At 63.0% G+C, this 17,510-nt stretch carries 18 protein-coding genes and 1 other RNA gene; 14 read left to right on the plus strand and 5 right to left on the minus strand.

The genetic code is table 11. The features are described 5' to 3' along the window. The 14 genes from K9L28_07980 to K9L28_08045 all read left to right on the plus strand — a co-directional run. The coding region (locus tag K9L28_07980; protein MCF7936263.1) for a histidine kinase at positions 1-366 on the plus strand (366 nt) is incomplete at its 5' end. Continuing rightward, positions 344-715 (plus strand): (2Fe-2S) ferredoxin domain-containing protein, encoded by a 372-nt coding sequence (locus K9L28_07985; GenBank protein MCF7936264.1) that lies wholly within the window; start codon positions 344-346, stop codon positions 713-715. The genes K9L28_07980 and K9L28_07985, both read left to right, overlap by 23 nt. Positions 716-727: 12 nt before the next feature. Continuing rightward, a complete protein-coding gene (gene nuoF, locus K9L28_07990; GenBank protein MCF7936265.1) occupies positions 728-2,521 on the plus strand; it encodes an NADH-quinone oxidoreductase subunit NuoF in 1,794 nt (597 codons plus the stop codon). Between the two features lie 80 nt (positions 2,522-2,601). Further along, on the plus strand, positions 2,602-4,686 hold the full coding sequence (locus K9L28_07995; GenBank protein ID MCF7936266.1) for a molybdopterin-dependent oxidoreductase: 2,085 nt from the start codon (positions 2,602-2,604) through the stop codon (positions 4,684-4,686). After that, the gene (locus K9L28_08000) at positions 4,683-5,222 is read left to right on the plus strand and encodes an NADP oxidoreductase (GenBank protein ID MCF7936267.1); all 540 of its coding nucleotides are present in this window, start codon (positions 4,683-4,685) and stop codon (positions 5,220-5,222) included. The genes K9L28_07995 and K9L28_08000 overlap by 4 nt, the downstream gene beginning before the upstream one ends. Before the next feature lie 13 nt (positions 5,223-5,235). Next, a complete protein-coding gene (locus tag K9L28_08005; GenBank protein MCF7936268.1) occupies positions 5,236-6,663 on the plus strand; it encodes a Ni/Fe hydrogenase subunit alpha in 1,428 nt (475 codons plus the stop codon). A gap of 87 nt (positions 6,664-6,750) precedes the next feature. Beyond that, positions 6,751-7,215, plus strand: coding sequence for a hydrogenase maturation protease (locus K9L28_08010; protein MCF7936269.1), 465 nt, complete (start codon positions 6,751-6,753; stop codon positions 7,213-7,215). Between the two features lie 46 nt (positions 7,216-7,261). Continuing rightward, positions 7,262-7,441: non-coding RNA, 6S RNA (gene ssrS, locus K9L28_08015), on the plus strand. A gap of 104 nt (positions 7,442-7,545) precedes the next feature. Beyond that, positions 7,546-7,941, plus strand: coding sequence for a DUF1016 N-terminal domain-containing protein (locus K9L28_08020; GenBank protein ID MCF7936270.1), 396 nt, complete (start codon positions 7,546-7,548; stop codon positions 7,939-7,941). Between the two features lie 98 nt (positions 7,942-8,039). After that, positions 8,040-8,348 carry a transposase gene (locus K9L28_08025; GenBank protein MCF7936271.1) on the plus strand — a complete coding sequence of 103 codons (309 nt, stop codon included), beginning with the start codon at positions 8,040-8,042 and terminating at the stop codon, positions 8,346-8,348. Between the two features lie 61 nt (positions 8,349-8,409). Beyond that, positions 8,410-9,900, plus strand: a complete 1,491-nt coding sequence (locus tag K9L28_08030) for a helix-turn-helix domain-containing protein (protein ID MCF7936272.1) — start codon at positions 8,410-8,412, stop codon at positions 9,898-9,900. Between the two features lie 95 nt (positions 9,901-9,995). Beyond that, complete coding sequence (locus tag K9L28_08035; GenBank protein MCF7936273.1) at positions 9,996-10,286, plus strand: hypothetical protein; 291 nt, start codon at positions 9,996-9,998, stop codon at positions 10,284-10,286. A 3-nt stretch (positions 10,287-10,289) separates the two neighbouring features. Further along, a complete protein-coding gene (locus K9L28_08040) occupies positions 10,290-10,961 on the plus strand; it encodes an HAD hydrolase-like protein (protein ID MCF7936274.1) in 672 nt (223 codons plus the stop codon). Then, on the plus strand, positions 10,958-12,295 hold the full coding sequence (locus K9L28_08045) for a replication-associated recombination protein A (GenBank protein MCF7936275.1): 1,338 nt from the start codon (positions 10,958-10,960) through the stop codon (positions 12,293-12,295). Before K9L28_08040 ends, K9L28_08045 begins: the two co-directional genes overlap by 4 nt. 303 nt (positions 12,296-12,598) lie before the next feature. On the opposite strand, the gene K9L28_08050 is transcribed toward K9L28_08045, so the two are convergent. The 5 genes from K9L28_08050 to K9L28_08070 form a co-directional block, all read right to left on the minus strand. Next, positions 12,599-13,501, minus strand: coding sequence for a glycine/betaine ABC transporter substrate-binding protein (locus K9L28_08050; protein ID MCF7936276.1), 903 nt, complete (start codon positions 13,499-13,501; stop codon positions 12,599-12,601). Between the two features lie 228 nt (positions 13,502-13,729). Next, positions 13,730-14,605 (minus strand): glycine/betaine ABC transporter substrate-binding protein, encoded by an 876-nt coding sequence (locus tag K9L28_08055; protein ID MCF7936277.1) that lies wholly within the window; start codon positions 14,603-14,605, stop codon positions 13,730-13,732. A 147-nt stretch (positions 14,606-14,752) separates the two neighbouring features. Beyond that, complete coding sequence (locus tag K9L28_08060; protein ID MCF7936278.1) at positions 14,753-15,664, minus strand: glycine/betaine ABC transporter substrate-binding protein; 912 nt, start codon at positions 15,662-15,664, stop codon at positions 14,753-14,755. A 113-nt stretch (positions 15,665-15,777) separates the two neighbouring features. Further along, on the minus strand, positions 15,778-16,677 hold the full coding sequence (locus tag K9L28_08065; GenBank protein ID MCF7936279.1) for a glycine/betaine ABC transporter substrate-binding protein: 900 nt from the start codon (positions 16,675-16,677) through the stop codon (positions 15,778-15,780). A gap of 66 nt (positions 16,678-16,743) precedes the next feature. Next, complete coding sequence (locus tag K9L28_08070) at positions 16,744-17,394, minus strand: ABC transporter permease (protein ID MCF7936280.1); 651 nt, start codon at positions 17,392-17,394, stop codon at positions 16,744-16,746. Between the last annotated feature and the right edge of the window lie 116 nt (positions 17,395-17,510).

Raw genomic sequence — 17,510 nt, forward strand, 5'->3', positions numbered from 1 at the left:
CTGCCCTTTCTCAAACAGGCCGCCGAGCTTGCCGACGGGAAGCTGGCGCTTGCTTCGGAGCCGGGGAGGGGGACACGGCTTTATGTCTGCTTCCGCGCCGATCATATCGACTGCCCCCCCGTGGGCGACATGCCCCTGGCGGTGGCGACGCTGCTGGCGGGGCATCCCGGGGTCCGGTGGCGCTTTGCCTTCGGAGTCGGGCAGGCATGGTTTCATCTCGACAGCGCCGAGATTCTGGAGATACTGGAGGACCCGCAGCTGCTCCGGACGCCCCCGGTGAGCCGCTGGCTCAGGGAGCACCTGGAGGAAGGTCTGCGGGAATTGCAATCAGGAGGTGACACTGGTGCCCAAAATTTCGAGTCTTGAGGACTTGCGGAAGATAAAGGAAGAGGCCTCGGATCTCACATCCGCCCGTTCGGGCGGCCGGGTGCGTATCATTATCGGCATGGGAACCTGCGGCATCGCCGCGGGCGCCCGGGCAATCATGGACGCCGTCATGCGCGAGCTGGAAAAGCGGGGCCTCAAGGATGTGTCCGTGGAGACCACGGGCTGCATCGGTATGTGCCAGCAGGAGCCGCTCCTCGACGTGATCCGGCCGGGCGAGCCGCGGATCACCTATGGCAGGCTGACGACCGAGGATGTCCCCCGCATTGTTGCCGAGCACGTGGTGAACGGCAACATCGTGGAGGACAAGGTGATCGGCAGGACCGACTAGGAGGGCTGTGGAATGGCACTATATCGAGCACACGTTCTTGTCTGTGGCGGAACCGGCTGTGTCTCCAGCGGTTCGCGGGAGGTTCTCGGCAAGTTCCGCGAGGAGATCGCCATCAAGGGGCTCGACAAGGAGATCATGGTTGTCGAGACGGGCTGTCACGGGATGTGCGAGATGGGTCCCATCGTGGTGGTCTACCCCGAAGGGACCTTCTACTGCCGGGTCGACGTGGAGGATGTCCCGGAGATCGTGGAGGAGCACCTCTACAAGGGCCGCGTGGTCAATCGGCTGCTCTACACCATGCCCGAGGCCATCGACGGGATCCCCCACTATTCGGACATCCCTTTTTACAGCAAGCAGCAGCGGAACGCGCTGCGCAACTGCGGCTACATCAACCCCGACAACATCGACGAATACATCGCCAGGGACGGCTACACCGCCGTGGCCAAGGCGCTGACCACCATGACCTCCGAGGAGGTTCTGGAGGAGGTCAAGACCTCGGGCCTCCGCGGCCGCGGCGGCGGCGGCTTCCCCACGGGGCTCAAGTGGTCCTTCGCCCGGAAGGCCGTGGGCGACAAGAAGTACGTCATCTGCAACGCCGACGAGGGTGACCCCGGGGCCTTCATGGACCGCTCCATCCTCGAGGGCGATCCCCACTCGGTCATCGAAGGCATGCTGCTGGGCGCCTACGTGATGGGCGCCGACGAGGGCTACATCTACTGCCGCGCCGAGTACCCGCTGGCCATCAAGCGGCTCCTGCGGGCCATCGACGAGGCCACCGAGTACGGCCTGCTGGGCGAGCACATCATGGGAACGGACTTCTCCTTCACCCTCCATGTCAAGGAGGGCGCCGGCGCCTTTGTCTGCGGTGAAGAGACGGCCCTGATGGCCTCCATCGAGGGCCAGCGCGGCATGCCCCGTCCCCGTCCGCCCTTCCCTGCCCAGAAAGGGCTCTGGGAGAAGCCGAGCAACATCAACAACGTGGAGACCTGGGCCAATGTGCCGCTCATCGTCGGCAAGGGCGGCGAATGGTTCGCCTCCACCGGCACGGAGAAATCCAAGGGCACCAAGGTTTTCGCCCTCACCGGCAAGGTGAAGCACACAGGCCTGGTGGAGGTTCCCATGGGTATCTCCCTCCGGGAGATCGTCTTCGACATCGGCGGCGGCATCATCGACGACAGGAAGTTCAAGGCCGTTCAGATCGGCGGACCCTCCGGCGGCTGTCTCACCGAGGAGCACCTGGACCTCTCGGTGGACTACGAATCGCTCACCTCGGCGGGGGCCATCATGGGTTCCGGCGGACTGGTGGTCATGGACGAGGACACCTGCATGGTGGACGTCTCCAAGTTTTTCCTGGAGTTCACCCAGCGGGAATCCTGCGGAAAGTGCATTCCCTGCCGCGAGGGCACCAAGCAGATGCTCCTGCTGCTGGAGAAGATCACCGCCGGCAGGGGCACCATGGAGGATCTGGACCACCTGGAGGAGCTTGCCCACATGGTCAAGGAGATGTCCCTCTGCGGCCTGGGCCAGACGGCGCCCAACCCCGTGCTCACCACGCTGCGCTACTTCCGCGACGAGTACGAGGCCCATATCAGGGACAAGCACTGTCCGGCCGGCGCATGCGGCGCCCTGATCCGCTACGAGATCGACCCGGAACGCTGCCGGAAGTGCGGCCTCTGCGCCAAGGAGTGCCCCGTGGACTGCATCGCCGGGGACCGGAAGACCCCCTACGTGATCGACCAGGAGCGTTGCATCAAGTGCGGCAGCTGTCTCGAGGTCTGCCCCTTCGGTGCGGTGCTCAAGAAGTAGGCGGTGCGGCGTGTCCACGGTGATCTGTACCAATGCGATGTCGCTGGTATGCGTCTCAGACTGACAGGGAGGGTACATAGATGAAAGAAATCACCCTGACCATAGATGGCAAGGTATGCAAGGGCGTCCAGGGAGAGACCATCCTTGAGATCGCCAACAAGAACGAAGTCTATATCCCCACCCTCTGCTATCTGGAGGGACTGACCCCCATCGGCTCCTGCCGGATGTGCGTGGTCGAGGTGGAGAACAACCCCAAGCTTCTCACGGCCTGCACGACCCCCGCCCAGGACGGCATGGTGGTGCACACCAAGACGGAGAAGCTCTACAACTACCGCCGGCAGATCCTGGAGCTGCTCTTCGCCGGCCGGAACCACTACTGCATGTTCTGTTCCCAGAGCGAGGACTGCGAGCTGCAGCGGCTGGCCATCGAGCACGGCATGGACCATGTCCGCTATCCCTTCCTCTACGCCGATTTCGAGAACGACGCCTCCGACGCGGACCTGCAGATGGACCACAACCGCTGCATCCTCTGCCTGCGCTGCATCCGGGTCTGCGCCGAGAAGGTGGGGGCCCACACGCTGGACCTTCAGAAACGCGGCTGGGACGCCACGGTGATCTCCGACCTGGGACAGAAGCTCGGCGAGAGCGACACCTGTGTGGACTGCGGCGCCTGCGCCCAGGTCTGCCCCACCGGCACCATCACCGTCCGGGAGTTCGCCTACCGGGGCAAGCGGAACGACTGCGACGACATCGTGGAGAGCGTCTGCCCCCTGTGTGCCGTGGGGTGCCGCATCAAGGCCTACGTCCGCACCGGCACGGTGGCCCGCGTGGAGGGCACCGGCACCAGCCAGCCCGACGGCGGCCAGCTCTGCCACAAGGGGCGCTGGCACCTGCCGGAATCCACCGAGCGCGAGCGGGTCACCACACCGATGATCCGCGAGGGCGTCCACTACCGTGAAGCCTCCTGGGAGGAGGCCCTCTCGCTGGTGGCCGAGGAGTTCAAGGAGTCCTACGACAACAAGAGCGCCGGCGCGCTGGTCTCCAGCCTCTGCACCGACGAGGAGCTGGGCGTCTTCTCGGCCTTCTTCAAGGAAGGCATGCAGATGTCGCACATCGACACCTTCGACGGCGACGTGCTCCGCGGCTTCGCACGGGGCTTCGAGCCCTTCCGCCGGCAGGGCGTCCGCCCCTTCACAGCCGCCCACAACCTGCTGGACAGCGACTGCATCGTCACCCTCTGCGCCGATCCCCAGGACGAGGCGCCGGTGGTGGCCAGCTACGTCCGCGTGGCCACCCTGAAAAACGAGGCCACCCTGGTCAACGTCTCCAGCTGGGGCGAGGCCTTCCCCGGTCTGACGGACATCAACATCCCCCTCAAGCGCGCCTGCGGCGATCCCGGCATGCTCAACGAGCTTGCCGCGGCGGTCTCGGCGATGCAGCAGTCCGCCGAGATGCCCGAGGAGCGGGAGAACCTCTACGAGGAGTACGAGCAGGCCCTGACCCGGGCCGCCGAGAAGGCCGACGTGGAGCGGGAGACCATGGAACAGCTGGTCAAGTGCATGGTTTCCTCCGAGAAGACCACCCTGGTCCTCGGCGGGAGCGTGGCCACCGATCCCAATGTGGTCACCGCCGCGGCCAACCTGGCCATCGCCGCGCAGGCCTTCCGTGACGACGGCCTCGGCCTGGTGCCGCTGGTCCGCAGCGGCAACAGCCTGGGCACCATCAATACGATGCTCAGCGACGAGCCGTGGATCGGCGAGGAGAACCGGGACTTCCTCTACGTCTATTCCACCGGTCTGGTTCCGGAGGACAAGCAGGAGTACAAGGAACACCTGGCCGCCGCGGCGAACGCCAAGTTCGTGGTGGTCCAGACGCCCTACATGGTGAAGCCGCTGGTGAACTTCGCCGACGTGCTGCTCCCGGCGCCGGCCTGGTACGAACGGAGCGGCCACTACTGCACCATCGAAGGCGAGCGGCGGAAGCTCAATGTCATCGTTCCGCCCAGGGGCGAGGTGAAAGGGCTGGCCACGGTCTTCGACGCACTGGCCGAGAAGATGGGCATCACCATCAGACAGCCCGAGATCGCGCCCTGCGCGAGCCTCTTCGAATCGAAGATCCCTGCCTCGCAGGCACAGATGGTTACCGAACAGGGGGTGACGTCATGAGCAAGGTCAAACTGGCGACGGCGTGGCTGGAGGTCTGCTCCGGCTGCCACATGTCCTTTCTCGATATCGACGAGGAGATTGTCCCGCTTCTCGAGAAGGTGCAGATCTGCTACTCCCCGGTGGCGGACCCCAAGGCGATCCCCAAGGTGGACGTGGGGGTCATCTCCGGCGCTCTTGGCAACGACGAGGAGATGGAGATCGCCAGGGAGATGCGCGAGAACTGCGATATCCTCATCGGCTGGGGCGACTGCGCCGTCTTCGGCGGCATCAACTGCATGCGCAACACCTACAGCAGGGAGGAGGCGCTCGTCGAGGCCTATGTCAACTCGCCGAGCACCGTCAACCCCGAGGGCATCCTCCCCGGCGAGGATATCCCCACACTGCTTCCCAAGGCACTGCCCATCGACTACGCCGTCAAGGTGGACGTCTATGTTCCCGGATGCCCGCCCGACGCCGAGACGATCCTCTGGGTCTTCAAGGAGCTGCTCGAAGGGCGTATCCCCAAGGTGCCTGTTGACATGATGCGGTACGACTAGGAGGGACTGAGAAATGGCAACCACCCGTAAGATAGAAGTGAACCCCGTAACAAGGATAGAGGGCCACGGCAAGATCACCGTCAACCTCGACGAAAGCGGTCAGGTGGACAGCGCCCGATTCCACGTTACGCAGTTCCGCGGGTTTGAGCTCTTCTGCCAGGGCAGGGATTTCCGGGAGATGCCGGTGATCACGCCCAGGATCTGCGGCATCTGCCCGGTGAGCCACCATCTGGCGTCGGCCAAGGCCTGTGACCAGATCCTCGGCGTGGAGGTCACCCCCACAGCCCACAAGCTGCGCGAACTGATGCACATGGGGCAGATCGTGCAGTCCCACGCGCTGAGCTTCTTCCACCTCTCCAGTCCGGACCTGCTCTTCGGCTTCGACGCCGACCCGGCGGTCCGGAACGTGGCGGGGCTGGCCGAGAAGTTCCCCGAGCTGGCCGTGAAGGGCATCAAGCTCCGCAAGTTCGGCCAGGAGATCATCAAGGCCCTGGGCGGCAAGAAGATCCACCCCTGGCACAGCATCCCCGGCGGCGTCAACCGGAGCCTCAAGGCCGGGGAGCGCGACGGCTTCCTCGCCCAGATCCCCGAGATGAAGGGGATCGTCGGGGAGGCGCTGAAGCTGATCAAGGGCTATCTGGCCGAGCACGGCGACGAGGCCAGGCGCTTCGCCACCTACCAGTCGGCCTACATGGGTCTGGTCAACGAGGGCAAGCTGGAGCTCTACCACGGCAAGGTGCGCATCCGCGGCGCCCGGGGCCGGATCATCGACGAGTTCCAGGGCGACGACTACCTGGACTACATCGGCGAACACGTGGAGCCCTGGAGCTACCTGAAGTTCCCCTTCTACAAGCCCCTGGGCTTCCCCCACGGCTCCTACCGCGTGGGGCCGCTGGGCCGCGTCAACGCCTGCGACGACATCGCCACCCCCGAGGCCTCGGCCGAGCTCGCCCTCTTCCGGGAGGGCATGCAGGACGGCATGGTGCACTACACCATGTACTACCACTACGCCCGCCTCATCGAGGCGCTCTACGGCCTGGAGCGGCTGGAAGAGCTGCTGCACGACGGCGACATCACCGGCAGCGACCTGCGGGTGACCACCCGGAACATCAACCCCAGGGGAATCGGCGTCATCGAGGCGCCCCGGGGCACGCTCTTCCACCACTACGAGGTGGACGACCGCGGCGCCATCTCCCGGGTGAACCTCATCGTGGCCACGGCGGGCAACAACGACGCCATGAACCGCGGTGTCGAGCTGGTGGCCCGGGAGTACATCAAGGGCGGGGAGGTCACCGAGGGGATCATGAACCGCATGGAGCACACCATCCGCTGTTACGACCCCTGCCTCTCCTGCTCCACCCACGCCGTGGGCAAGATGCCCCTGGCGCTCACCGTCTACGACGCCGACGGCAACGAGCAGGCCTCACGGGTCAAGGAGTAGCCGCCGCGGCGGACCTCTTTGGAGAGAACGAACGGAGCGGGGGCCGGGCGACCGGCCCCCGCTCCGTGGAAAGCGAGGAGGCTGGGTATGGAGGTACTGGTGATCGGGTACGGCAATCCCTTCCGCGAGGACGACGCCGTGGGGCACCAGCTGGCGCCGGAGATGAAAGAGGCGCTTGAGGAGGCCGGCCACAGTGTGCGGCTGCTGCTGGAGCAGCAGCTGCTGCCCGAGCTGACCGAGGAGTTCCGCGGCAAGGACAGGGTGCTCTTCGTGGATGCCCATGTGGCCGAGGAGCCCGTGGAGGAGTCCTACCGCCTGGTCCGGGTGGAACCGGCCAGGGAGGGCGGCGAGGGGCTCAACATCCACTCCTTCGGCCCCGACTGGCTCCTGCACCTGGCCGAGACCGTGGGCACCGAGGTCCCCGAGGCCTGGCTGCTCTCCGTGGCCGGGAGCTCCTTCAACTTCAGCGAGGAGCTGTCGCCCCCCTGCCGGCGGCGCACCGAGGAGGCCCTGACTGCATTCAGGCGGTGGGTCGCCCGGGGAATGGCCTGAACGGCTGACCTCCGGCGGCGCCTATGCTATAATACAGAAAGCAAAGAGATGCCTGCGGTGTGCGTGCTCATAGGTATGTGCCTTGAGCCAACACTCGCCAAAAGAGGGGTTCGGCGTCCCTGCCGGCGGCGGAGGCCCTTCGGGGCCGACAAAGCTCAGGTGGGGTAGAACCCCGACATTACAGGAGCGGGTCAAGGCCAACCTGGCACGGCACTGCGGGTTTCCGATCGAGGGCGATGAGCACAGCTCACGCCCTTTTTGTTTGCCTTTCTGTCGAGACAGGCTATATACTCTATAGTAATAACGAGTGACAGGCATTGCGGACGCAGAATGGCGCCCGCCGCGGGTGTCCCGCGCATAAACGGCCCAGAACTGCTTGCCGACATCCCCGAACTCGTTGATCTGGCGCGGCAGCCCGTGGCCGTTGCCGTCAATGCCGAGCTGACGCTGCTCTATTGGGATATCGGGCGGCTGAACGTCGAGGGGCAGACTGGAGAGACCTGGAGGTGGGGCATTGACCAGCAAATGGCTGGAGATTTGCAGGGGGAGTCCCCCTGCGTGGGCGGTTTTTCAGCTTCCAATCTCTGGGGGATGAAGGGATTCTTTAAGACTTATCAAGGGCTTGAAAAACTCGCACCATTGGTGCGAGAAAATGGCTGGAACCACAAATCGCAATCATGGAGCGTTGTTACGTCCCCCGGGAGCGGGAATTCTATATCCGTGTGACCCGCAAGTTTGGCTGGTCGAAGAATGAAATGGTTTAATCGAAACGGACACCCCGCCAGGTCAGCCTTGCCGGGAAAGGGGGGCGACCGTTGGACAGAATGAGCGGGGAAGCCCGTTACTCAGATGCATTCAGAAAGGACGCTGTGTCCCTGGTGCTTGACCATTGGTACACCTGCAAGGATGCCGCCGAGCGTCTCGGTGTTCCCAAGTCCACCATGACCAACTGGGCGCGGAAGCAGCGCAACGGGAACAACGGCAATACCCGCAGCCAACGGCAGCGCGATCTGGAAGCCCAGGTACGCAAACTGGAAAAACAGTTGGAGAACGCCGAGAAGGAGTGCGAAATCGTAGCAGAGGCCGCGGACTTGTTTGCGAGAAAATGCCACGAGATCACCTGCGTCCGTTAGGTAGCCGCCCAAACCGTGCAACTGGCCGCGACGACCACGAAGAACTTCAAGGAGCTGGGGTATGAGTGTAGTTGAACTGATTAAGGAGCACGAAGGCAAGACCCTGGAATTCAAACAGGATATCTCCTCACCGCGAAATCTTCTGAAGACATTGGTTGCCTTTGCCAATAGTGCCGGCGGCAGGGTGGTTATCGGCGTGGAAGACAAGACGCGGGAGCCGCTGGGCGTTGAGAATCCACTTGATGAAGAGGAACGGCTCTGCAATTTGATTGCCGACTCCATCAGTCCCCGCCTGGTGCCCAACATCGAAATGACCACAATCGATAGCAAGACACTGCTGGTCGTTGAGGTTTTCCCCAGTAATTCCCGTCCCCACTACCTGCGCTCCGAAGGGCCGGAAACCGGAGTATATGTAAGACTCGGTTCCACCAATCGCCAGGCCGACCGGGAACTGAGCGCCGAACTGCTCCGATCCGTTGAGGGAAGATCGTTTGATGAATTGCCTATGCCCGAGTTGTCTGTTGATGATCTGGATATCGAAGCGGTACAAAAGAACTTTGCAGGTGGGCGAAAGCTGAATGAGCAAGCCTTACTGACCTTGAAACTGCTGGTCCGCCATCAAAAGCGGCTGGTGCCGACCAAAGGTGGGATGCTACTTTTTGGCAGGCAGCGAACACAGCACTTTCCCGATGCCTGGGTCCAATGCGGCCGATTCGCCGGTACCGAAAAAATCGATATTTTTGACCATATCGATATCGATGTTCCGCTCCCCCAAGCGGTCGATGAGATTATGCTGTTTCTGAAAAAACACGCCTACCGCAGCGCGGATCTCTCTGCGGTGCGTCGAAAAGATTTCTGGAGCATCCCTCTGGGAATTTTGCGCGAGATGGTGATCAATGCCCTGGTGCATAGCGACTACTCACAACGCGGTGCTCCCATTCGGATCGTCTTTCTTGATGACCGCATCGAAGTAGAAAGCCTGGGTATCCTTCTGCCCGGTCTGACCATCGAAGAGATGAAACAGGGCGTCTCACGCATCCGCAATCCAGTTATTGCCCGCATGTTCAAGGAACTGAACCTGATCGAACAATGGGGCACCGGTGTGCGCCGCATCTTCGCGGAAGCCCGGGATTTGGGCCTGCCGGAACCAAACATTGAAGAGATTGGCCTGCGCTTGCGTTGTACCGTCTATCTGGCGAAGCAGCACCAAAACAAAAACCAAACGGCCGGAGATCTCCAGTACACATCAGGGGTAGAGTCAGGGGTAGAGTCAGGGGTAGAGTCAGGGGTAGAGTCAGGGGTAGAGTCAGGGGTAGAGTCGCCGGCGATGGCTGTACAGGTTCTCTCTCTTTTGCGCGAGCGGCCCTGTGCCAAGTCGGAGATAGCGAGGAAGCTCGGCAAGGCCAGACCGACACGGTATCTCAATGATGTGGTGGCCCGGATGTTGCGTGAAGGATATGTGGCGTACACCATCCCCGACAAGCCCAGGAGCCCCCTGCAGAGATATCAGCTCACCGAAAGGGGGAAACAGAGACTGGAGGCGGAACGATGAGGTGTGCGGCAAGCGGTTTGCCCTGTGGAGGCAAGAGCGAGCGCGGAATGACCAGTACACGTTGCTCGGACCTTTTTCTGTGAGGTGTGATCCCTATGCAGTCTGTCCAACCCCCCTTCTGGCACCCCGCCGCCTCGGATGCGGTGATCTTCGACTGGGACGGCGTGCTCGCCGAGACGAAGCTGGATTTCTCGCCGGTCTTCCAGCGGTTTTTCGGCGGCAAGCGCGTGCTCCTGCTGGAGGCGCTCCCCACGCTGGAACCGGACCGGCGCGATGAGCTGGAGAACGCCCTGCTGAATCTGGAGATCCAGGGGGCCAGGGAGGCGACCCCCGTTCCCGGAGCCAGGGAATGCATCGCCTACGTGGAGGAGCTGGGGCTGCCCTGAGCGGTGGTCTCCCGGAACTGCCGCGAGGCGGTGGAGATCGCCGCGGAGCGGGTGGGGATCGCCCTGCCCGATTTCGTCCGCACCCGCGACGAGGAGCCCGTGAAGCCCGACCCCGGCGCCCTCTGGGTGGCCGCCCGGGAGCTGGGCGTGCGTCCCTGGCGCTGCACCGTGGTGGGGGACTTCCTCTACGACCTCATCGGCGCCAGACGGGCGGGGATGCGGGCCGTGCTGGTCCAGCGTCCACGGGAGGCCTGGAAACAGTGGGCCGATCTGACCTGCCAGACTATGGAGGCGTTCCGCGTCCTGCTCCGGGAGCCCAGGCCCTATGTCCCCCTGGAGTACAAAGAGCTATCCCCGGAGACCCTGGCGGCCCGCTGGCAGCTGGTGGCCCATCTCCCGGCGGACCACCCCGAACCGGGACGGTCTGTCCTGACGGCGGCCGCCCACGGGCTGGGGACGCTCACGGTGTCCTCAGAGGCTACGGTGGAGGAGCCGCAGTGGCGCTGCTGGTGCGGTCTCGACGCCGCCTGGATGGGCGGGTCGCTGCTTGAGGCCTGCGAGGAGAGTGTGCGCTACCGATATCCCCAGATGCGCATCCTCCCCGGCGAAAACGGCATCACCATTCCCCCCGACTACCACAGCATCGGCGAGTGGATCGCCAGGGCCCTCCCATGACGGAACAGCAGTCCCTCTTCCCTCAGGATCCCAAGGAGCACACCCCATCGGAGGACGCCGTCAATCCCCGCGCCCCGCTGGCCGAGCGGATGCGCCCCCGCCGTCTCGACGAGATCGCCGGACAGTCCCATCTGCTGGCTCCGGAGGCGCAGTTCCGCAAGATGATCGCCTGCGGCCATGTGCCCAGCCTCCTCCTCTGGGGACCGCCGGGTGTGGGCAAGACCACGCTGGTGCGGGCCATCGGGAGGGAGACGGGCCGGCGGGTCTACGAGGTGAACGCCGTGGCCACGAAGGTCTCGGAGCTCCGGGAGCTGCTGCAGCGGAGCCGGGAGGCGGCACGTCGCGGCACGCCGCCGATCCTTTTCATCGACGAGCTCTACCACCTGAACAAGCAGCAGCAGAATGTGCTGCTCCCGTCGGTGGAGCGGGGGGAGGCGGTGCTCATCGGGGCGACGGTGGAGAACCCCTACTTCGAGATCAACCGGACGCTGCTCTCCCGCCTGGTGGTCTTCGCCATGGAGCCGCTGGAGAGTGCCGATCTGGTGGAGCTGCTGGAGCGGGCTCTGGACGACGGCGAGCGCGGCCTGGGCGGGCTGGAGCTGACGGTGGAGGAGGGTGTGCCGGAGCGGATCGCGGCGCTTGCCGCCGGGGACGCCAGGCAGGCGCTGGTGCTGCTGGAGGCGGCGGCTACGTCGGTGGCGGCCTCGGGCGGCCGTCTCCTCGGGATGGAGACGGTGGACTCGGTGGCGCCCAGGGCCTTCCAGCACTACGACCGCGCCGGCGACGAGCACTACCAGGTGGCCTCGGCGTTCATCAAGAGTATCCGTGGTTCCGATCCCGACGCGGCGGTCTACTGGCTGGCGCGGATGCTGGCGGCGGGCGAGGACGCCCGGTTTGTGGCCCGCCGGCTGATCATCTCGGCGGCCGAGGATGTGGGGCTGGCGGACCCGCAGGCGCTTGGCGTGGCGGTGGCGGCGGCCGAGGGGGCGGAGCATGTGGGGCTGCCGGAGGCGCGGATTCTGCTGGCCGAGGCGGCGGTCTATCTGGCGGCGGCGCCGAAGAGCAACAGCGCCTACATGGCGGTGAACCGGGCGCAGCAGGCGCTGGAGGCGGGCGATATCCAGCCGGTGCCCACCCATCTGCGGCCCCGGATGGAGGGCTATGTCTACCCCCACGACGACCCGCGGCACTGGGTGCCCCAGCGCTATCTGAACGAGCCGCGGCGTTTCTACTATCCCGGCGGGCTGGGTGCGGAGGCGGCGATGGAGCAGCGTCTCCGGCGCTTCTGGCGGCGTTTCCGCGGCGACACCGAGGGGACCGACCGGGAGGGCTGACCGACGCGGCGTCTGCCGGCGTCCAGGTGTTGGCCCCGCACCGGCTCTCCGCGCCTCGGATTCGCATCTGTGCGTTCGCTTGTCGAACGGCTCCGGGCGGTCGGCTCAGAAGTGTGTCTCTGTGCTTTCTCGCCTCTCGGCGACGCTCTCCTCGCTCACCGGCTCATGGAGGTCCTTCCGATCCGGTGGGGGGTCCGGGATGTGCGGCGGCCGCGGTATGCGAAAGGGCGGCTCCCTCCGAGGCCGGGGCCTGCAGAGGATGACCGCCCTGTGTGTGCGTTATGGCTGGGTGTGGTGCCGCCGCTACTGCAGGAAGCCCTTTTCTTTCAGGTACATCTCCGCCACCATCCTGGCGGGCTTGCCTTCCACGTCCACCTCGTAGTTGAGCCGCTGCATGGTCTCGTTGTCCAGCGTCGCCATAATGGGCGGGAAGATCTCCTTCAGCTCGGGATACTTGTCCACCACCTTCTGGTTGGCGCAGACGCTGATGTTGTAGGGCGGGAAAAAGTTCTTGTCGTCTTCCAGCACCACCAGGTTGAACTTGGGGATCTTGCCGTCGGTGGCGAAGGTCATGGCCACGTCGATCTGGTTGCGGTCGATGGCCTCGAAGGTCAGCCCCAGCTCCATCAGCTTGATCTGCTCGCTCTTGTTGATCTCGAAGCCGTAGAGCTCGGCCATGGCGAAGAAGCCGTCGGCGCGCTCGTAGAACTCGCTGCCCATGCCGAAGACCAGCTCCTCGGGGTGGGCGTTGTTGTACGCGGCCAGCTCCGAAAGGGTGGAGCCGTAGGCGTCCACGTCCTTCTCCCGGATGGCCAGGGCGTAGGTGTTGTTCAGCGGCGCCTTGGCGAACCAGAGGATACCGTTCTCGCTGTCCTCCGCTTTGACCTTCCTGTAGAGCTCCTGCGGGTCGTTGATCACCTTCTCGTGGCCCAGATAGGTGAGCCAGGCCGTTCCGGTGTACTCCGGATAGAGGCCGATCTGCCCCGTCTCCAGCGCCTTCCTGGTGACGGTGCTGCCCGTTCCCATCCGTGTGGTCACGTCGAAGCCGTGGTCCTCCAGCACCAGTGTCAGCATGTTGCCCAGCACGTACTGCTCCGTGAAGTTCTTGGCTCCCACCACGATCTTCCCTGCCGCCTGCGCCTGGGCGCCTCCAAGCAGTGCCGCCGAGAGCACCAGAGCGAGCGCAAGGATACCGAGACGTTTCACAAAAACCCCTCCTCGAATAGAAAAATTCCTCTTCTGTATGCAGTGTATGGCAATTGAAAAAACGAAGTGCCGGAAAGGGGAAGGACGAAAGGGACATTATGTGCCCAGAAGAGGTGCGGTTATTGTACCCCTTCGCGGAGGGTGCCGCAATGCACAAAAAACCCGGGGAACGGAGCGTCCCCGGGTTTTTCGTGCGGTATCTTCCAGTCAGAGGGGTTCTCGCTGGTGCTAGTCGATAAACCCGTTCTCCTTGAGGTAGATATCGGCCACCATTTTGGCCGGTTTGCCCTCGGCGTCCACCTGGTAGTTGAGCTTCTGCATGGTCTCGTCGGTGAGCGTCGCGGTGAGGGGCTCCAGCAGTTCCTTCAGCTCGGGATACCTCTCCATGGTCTCCTCACGGACACAGATGCCCAGGTTGTAGGGCGGGAAGAAGTTCTTGTCGTCCTTCAGCACCTGCAGGTCGAACTTGAGGATCTTGCCGTCGGTGGCGTAGGCCATGCCCACGTCGATCTGGCCGCGCTCCAGCGACTCGTAGCTGAGGCCCACGGACATGAGCTTCACCTGTTTGTTCTTGTCGATCTCCATGCCGTAGAGGTCGGCCATGGCGAAGAACCCGTCGTTACGCTCGTAGAATTCCTGGTCCATACCGAAGGTCACTTCGCCGGGGTGGTTGTTGTTGTACTCGGCGAGGCTGGAGATGGTCTTCCCGTAGGTGTCTGTTTTGTCCTTGGGGATCACCAGGGCGAAGGTGTTGTTCAGCGGGGCCATGGCGAACCAGACGATGCCGTTCTCCTTGAGGTCCTTTTCCTTCACCTTTTTCCAGAGCTTCTCCGGGTCCTTGATGACCTCTTCCTGCTTCATGTAGGACAGCCAGGCCGTGCCGGTGTACTCGGCGTAGATGTCGGTCTGTCCCGTAACAAGGGCTTTCCGGGTGACAGAGCTGCCGGTGCCCATGTTTTTGTCCACGTCGAAGCCGTGGTCTTCGAGATAGAGAGCCAGCATATTGCCGAGCACGTACTGTTCGGTGAAGAATTTCCCGCCTACTGTGAGCTTTTTGTCCTCCGCCGCCGCAACACCGGCGAAACAGCCGAGAACGAGCGCCATTACCATAAGAATTGCTACAATACTGCGTTTTCGCATACGTTACACATACCTCCTTGAATTGTTGCTTCTGCCTGAGGGGGGAGTGGTTCGCCCCCCGGGATCACTGGAGTTCTCTGTCCGACCTGCCCGGGTGCGAGAAGCTTCGGCTCAGTCGATAAACCCGTTCTCCCCGAGGTAGACCTGGGCCACCATCTCGGCCGGTTTGCCCTCGGCGTCCACCTGGTAGTTGAGCTTCTGCATGGTCTCGTCGGTGAGCGTTTCGGTGAGGGGGGACAGCAGTTCCTTCAGCTCGGGGTACCTCTCCATGGTTTCCTCGCGGACACAGATGGCGAGGGTGTAGGGCGGGAAGAATTTCCTGTCGTCCTTCAGCACCTGCAGGTTGTACTTGAGGATCTTGCCGTCGGTGGAGTAGGCCATGCCCACGTCGATCTGGCCTCGTTGCAGCGACTCGTAGCTGAGGCCCACGGACATGAGCTTCACCTGTTTCTTGTCGACCTCCATGCCGTAGAGGTCGGCCATCTCGAAGAACCCGTCGTTGCGCTCGTAGAACTCCTGGTCCATCCCGAAGATCAGCTCGTCGGGGTGGTTGTTGTTGTACTCGGCGAGGCTGGAGATGGTCTTTCCGTAGGCGTCTGTCTTCTCCTTGGGGATCACCAGGGCGAAGGTGTTGTTCATTGGGGCCTTGGCGAACCAGACGATGCCGTTGTCCTTGAGGTCCTTCTCCTTGACGGCCCTGTAGAGCTTGCCGGGGTCGTTGATGACCTCATCCTGCTTCATGTAGGACATCCAGGCGGTGCCGGTGTACTCGGCGTAGATGTCGATCTGTCCCGTAGCAAGTGCTTTCCGGGTGACCGAGCTGCCGGTGCCCATGTTCTTGTTCACGTCGAAGCCGTGGTGGTCGAGATAGAGAGCCAGCATGTTGCCCAGGATATACTGCTCGGTATAGAATTTCGCTCCAACCGCCAACTTCTTTTTCCCGTCCGCCGCCGCCACGCCGGCGAAACAGCCGAGGACAAGTGCCGCTACCAGAAGTACAGCTACAACAGGGTGCTTTCGCATACGATACGCATACCTCCTTGGATTAGTGGTTCTCCCTGAGGGAGGGCACAGACGTGCCCTCCCCTGGTTGCTGTAGATATCCGCCCAACCGTTGCGGGGGCGGGAAGTGCTGCCTACTGGATAAACCCGTGCTCCTTCAGGAAGAGATCGGCCACCATTTTGGCAGGCTTGCCCTCTACGTCAACCTGGTAGTTCAGGTTCTGCATGGTCTCGTCATCCAGCAGCTCCGTCAGAGGGGGCAGAAGCTCCTTGAGAGACGGATATTTCTCCAATGTCTCCTCCTTGGCGCAGAGGCAGAGGTTGTAGGGCGGGAAGAAGTTTTTGTCGTCCTTGAGCACCTGCAGATTGTACTTGATGATCTTGCCGTCGGTGGCGAAGACCATGGCCACGTCGATCTGGCCGCGGGCGATGGATTCGAAGGTCAGCCCCACTTCCATAAGCTTGACCTGATCCTTTTCCACTTCCATGTTATAGACGTCCGCCATGTTGAAGAATCCGTCGGGCCGCTCGTAGAACTCCTGGTCGATGCCGTAGATCAGCTCGCCGGAGTGGTTGTTGTTGTACTCGGCAAGTGCTGAAAGAGAGTTTCCGTAGGTCTCGATGTCTTCCTGCTGAACGGCCAGTGCGTAGGTGTTGTTCAGGGGAGCCTTGGCGAACCAGACGACGCCGTTTTCCTCAAGGTCCATCTCCTTGACGGCCTTGTAGAGCTTGTCGGGATCGTTGATGACCTTCTCCTGGTTCAGGAAGGCCGTCCAGGCTGTCCCCGTGTATTCCGGATAGATGTCGGACTGGCCCGTTTCCAGCGCCTTCCTGGCGATGAAGCTGCCCGTTCCCATCTTGGTGGTCACGTCGAAGCCCTGGTGGTCCAGGTAGATGGAGAGCATGTGCCCCAGAATGAACTGCTCGGTGAAGTTCTTGGCGCCCACGGTGATCTTCTTGTCCGCCATGGCCGCGCCGCCGAAGCAGCCCACCAGCAGGGTTGCCGCGAGTACCAGTACCAGAAGTTTTCGCATGAAACTCCTCCTTTAAGTGTTGATGTATATCATACAAACAGGCCCCATGCCTGTCTGTCCCATGGGTTACCGCGAGACCTGGAGCCCCTTGGGGATGATCCGCTGCTCGACGAACATCAGGATGGTGTCCACGGTGATGGCGATGAGCGCCGAGAGCGAGCCGCCCACGAAGATCATGACGAACCGGTTCATCTTGAGGCCCGTGAAGATCAGGTCTCCCAGACCGCCGGCGCCGATGAAGGCCGCCACGGTGACGGTGCCGATGTTGATCATGGCGGCGCTGCGGATGCCGGACATGATGATGGTCATGGCCAGGGGGATCTTGATGCGCCAGAGGATCTGCGTGTTGGTGAAGCCCATCCCCCGGGCCGCCTCGATGATCCCCTGGTCCACATTGAGGATCCCCGAGGTGGCGTTGAAGACCACCGGCACCAGGCTGTAGATCACCAGTGCGATGATCGCCGGCGGGGCGCCGATGCCCACGAAGATGAACACCAGGGCGACCACCGCAACGGAGGGCACCGACTGGGCGGCGCCGGTGATGGCCAGCACGAACTTCCCGATCTTCTCCCGCCCTTCGGCGGTGATGAAGATGGAAAGCGCCATCCCGATGACGATGGAGATGGACAGCGAGATCGCGAAGAGATAGATGTGCTGCCAGATGGCCGTGGTGATCTGACCGCTATGGGAGGAGATATACTCCGTGAAGATGTCCATCATTGGACATCCCCGCCTCCTGTACCCTGCCGGGAGCCCTGGGCCACGTCCACCTGGTCGAAGATGTCCGACAGACGGATGAACCCCACCAGCTTGCCCCTGCGGTTGACCACCGG

The organism is Synergistales bacterium, assembly GCA_021736445.1.
Taxonomy (GTDB): domain Bacteria; phylum Synergistota; class Synergistia; order Synergistales; family Aminiphilaceae; genus JAIPGA01.

Excerpts from the sequence above, each read along its gene's own strand:
- nuoF (MCF7936265.1), top strand. The coding sequence starts at position 728 with ATGGCACTATATCGAGCACACGTTCTTGTCTGTGGCGGAACCGGCTGT.
- K9L28_07995 (MCF7936266.1), top strand. The coding sequence starts at position 2,602 with ATGAAAGAAATCACCCTGACCATAGATGGCAAGGTATGCAAGGGCGTC.
- K9L28_08000 (MCF7936267.1), top strand. The coding sequence starts at position 4,683 with ATGAGCAAGGTCAAACTGGCGACGGCGTGGCTGGAGGTCTGCTCCGGC.
- K9L28_08005 (MCF7936268.1), top strand. The coding sequence starts at position 5,236 with ATGGCAACCACCCGTAAGATAGAAGTGAACCCCGTAACAAGGATAGAG.
- K9L28_08010 (MCF7936269.1), top strand. The coding sequence starts at position 6,751 with ATGGAGGTACTGGTGATCGGGTACGGCAATCCCTTCCGCGAGGACGAC.
- K9L28_08020 (MCF7936270.1), top strand. The coding sequence starts at position 7,546 with ATGGCGCCCGCCGCGGGTGTCCCGCGCATAAACGGCCCAGAACTGCTT.
- K9L28_08025 (MCF7936271.1), top strand. The coding sequence starts at position 8,040 with ATGAGCGGGGAAGCCCGTTACTCAGATGCATTCAGAAAGGACGCTGTG.
- K9L28_08030 (MCF7936272.1), top strand. The coding sequence starts at position 8,410 with ATGAGTGTAGTTGAACTGATTAAGGAGCACGAAGGCAAGACCCTGGAA.
- K9L28_08035 (MCF7936273.1), top strand. The coding sequence starts at position 9,996 with ATGCAGTCTGTCCAACCCCCCTTCTGGCACCCCGCCGCCTCGGATGCG.
- K9L28_08045 (MCF7936275.1), top strand. The coding sequence starts at position 10,958 with ATGACGGAACAGCAGTCCCTCTTCCCTCAGGATCCCAAGGAGCACACC.
- K9L28_08055 (MCF7936277.1), bottom strand. The coding sequence starts at position 14,605 with ATGGCGCTCGTTCTCGGCTGTTTCGCCGGTGTTGCGGCGGCGGAGGAC.
- K9L28_08060 (MCF7936278.1), bottom strand. The coding sequence starts at position 15,664 with ATGCGAAAGCACCCTGTTGTAGCTGTACTTCTGGTAGCGGCACTTGTC.
- K9L28_08065 (MCF7936279.1), bottom strand. The coding sequence starts at position 16,677 with ATGCGAAAACTTCTGGTACTGGTACTCGCGGCAACCCTGCTGGTGGGC.
- K9L28_08070 (MCF7936280.1), bottom strand. The coding sequence starts at position 17,394 with ATGGACATCTTCACGGAGTATATCTCCTCCCATAGCGGTCAGATCACC.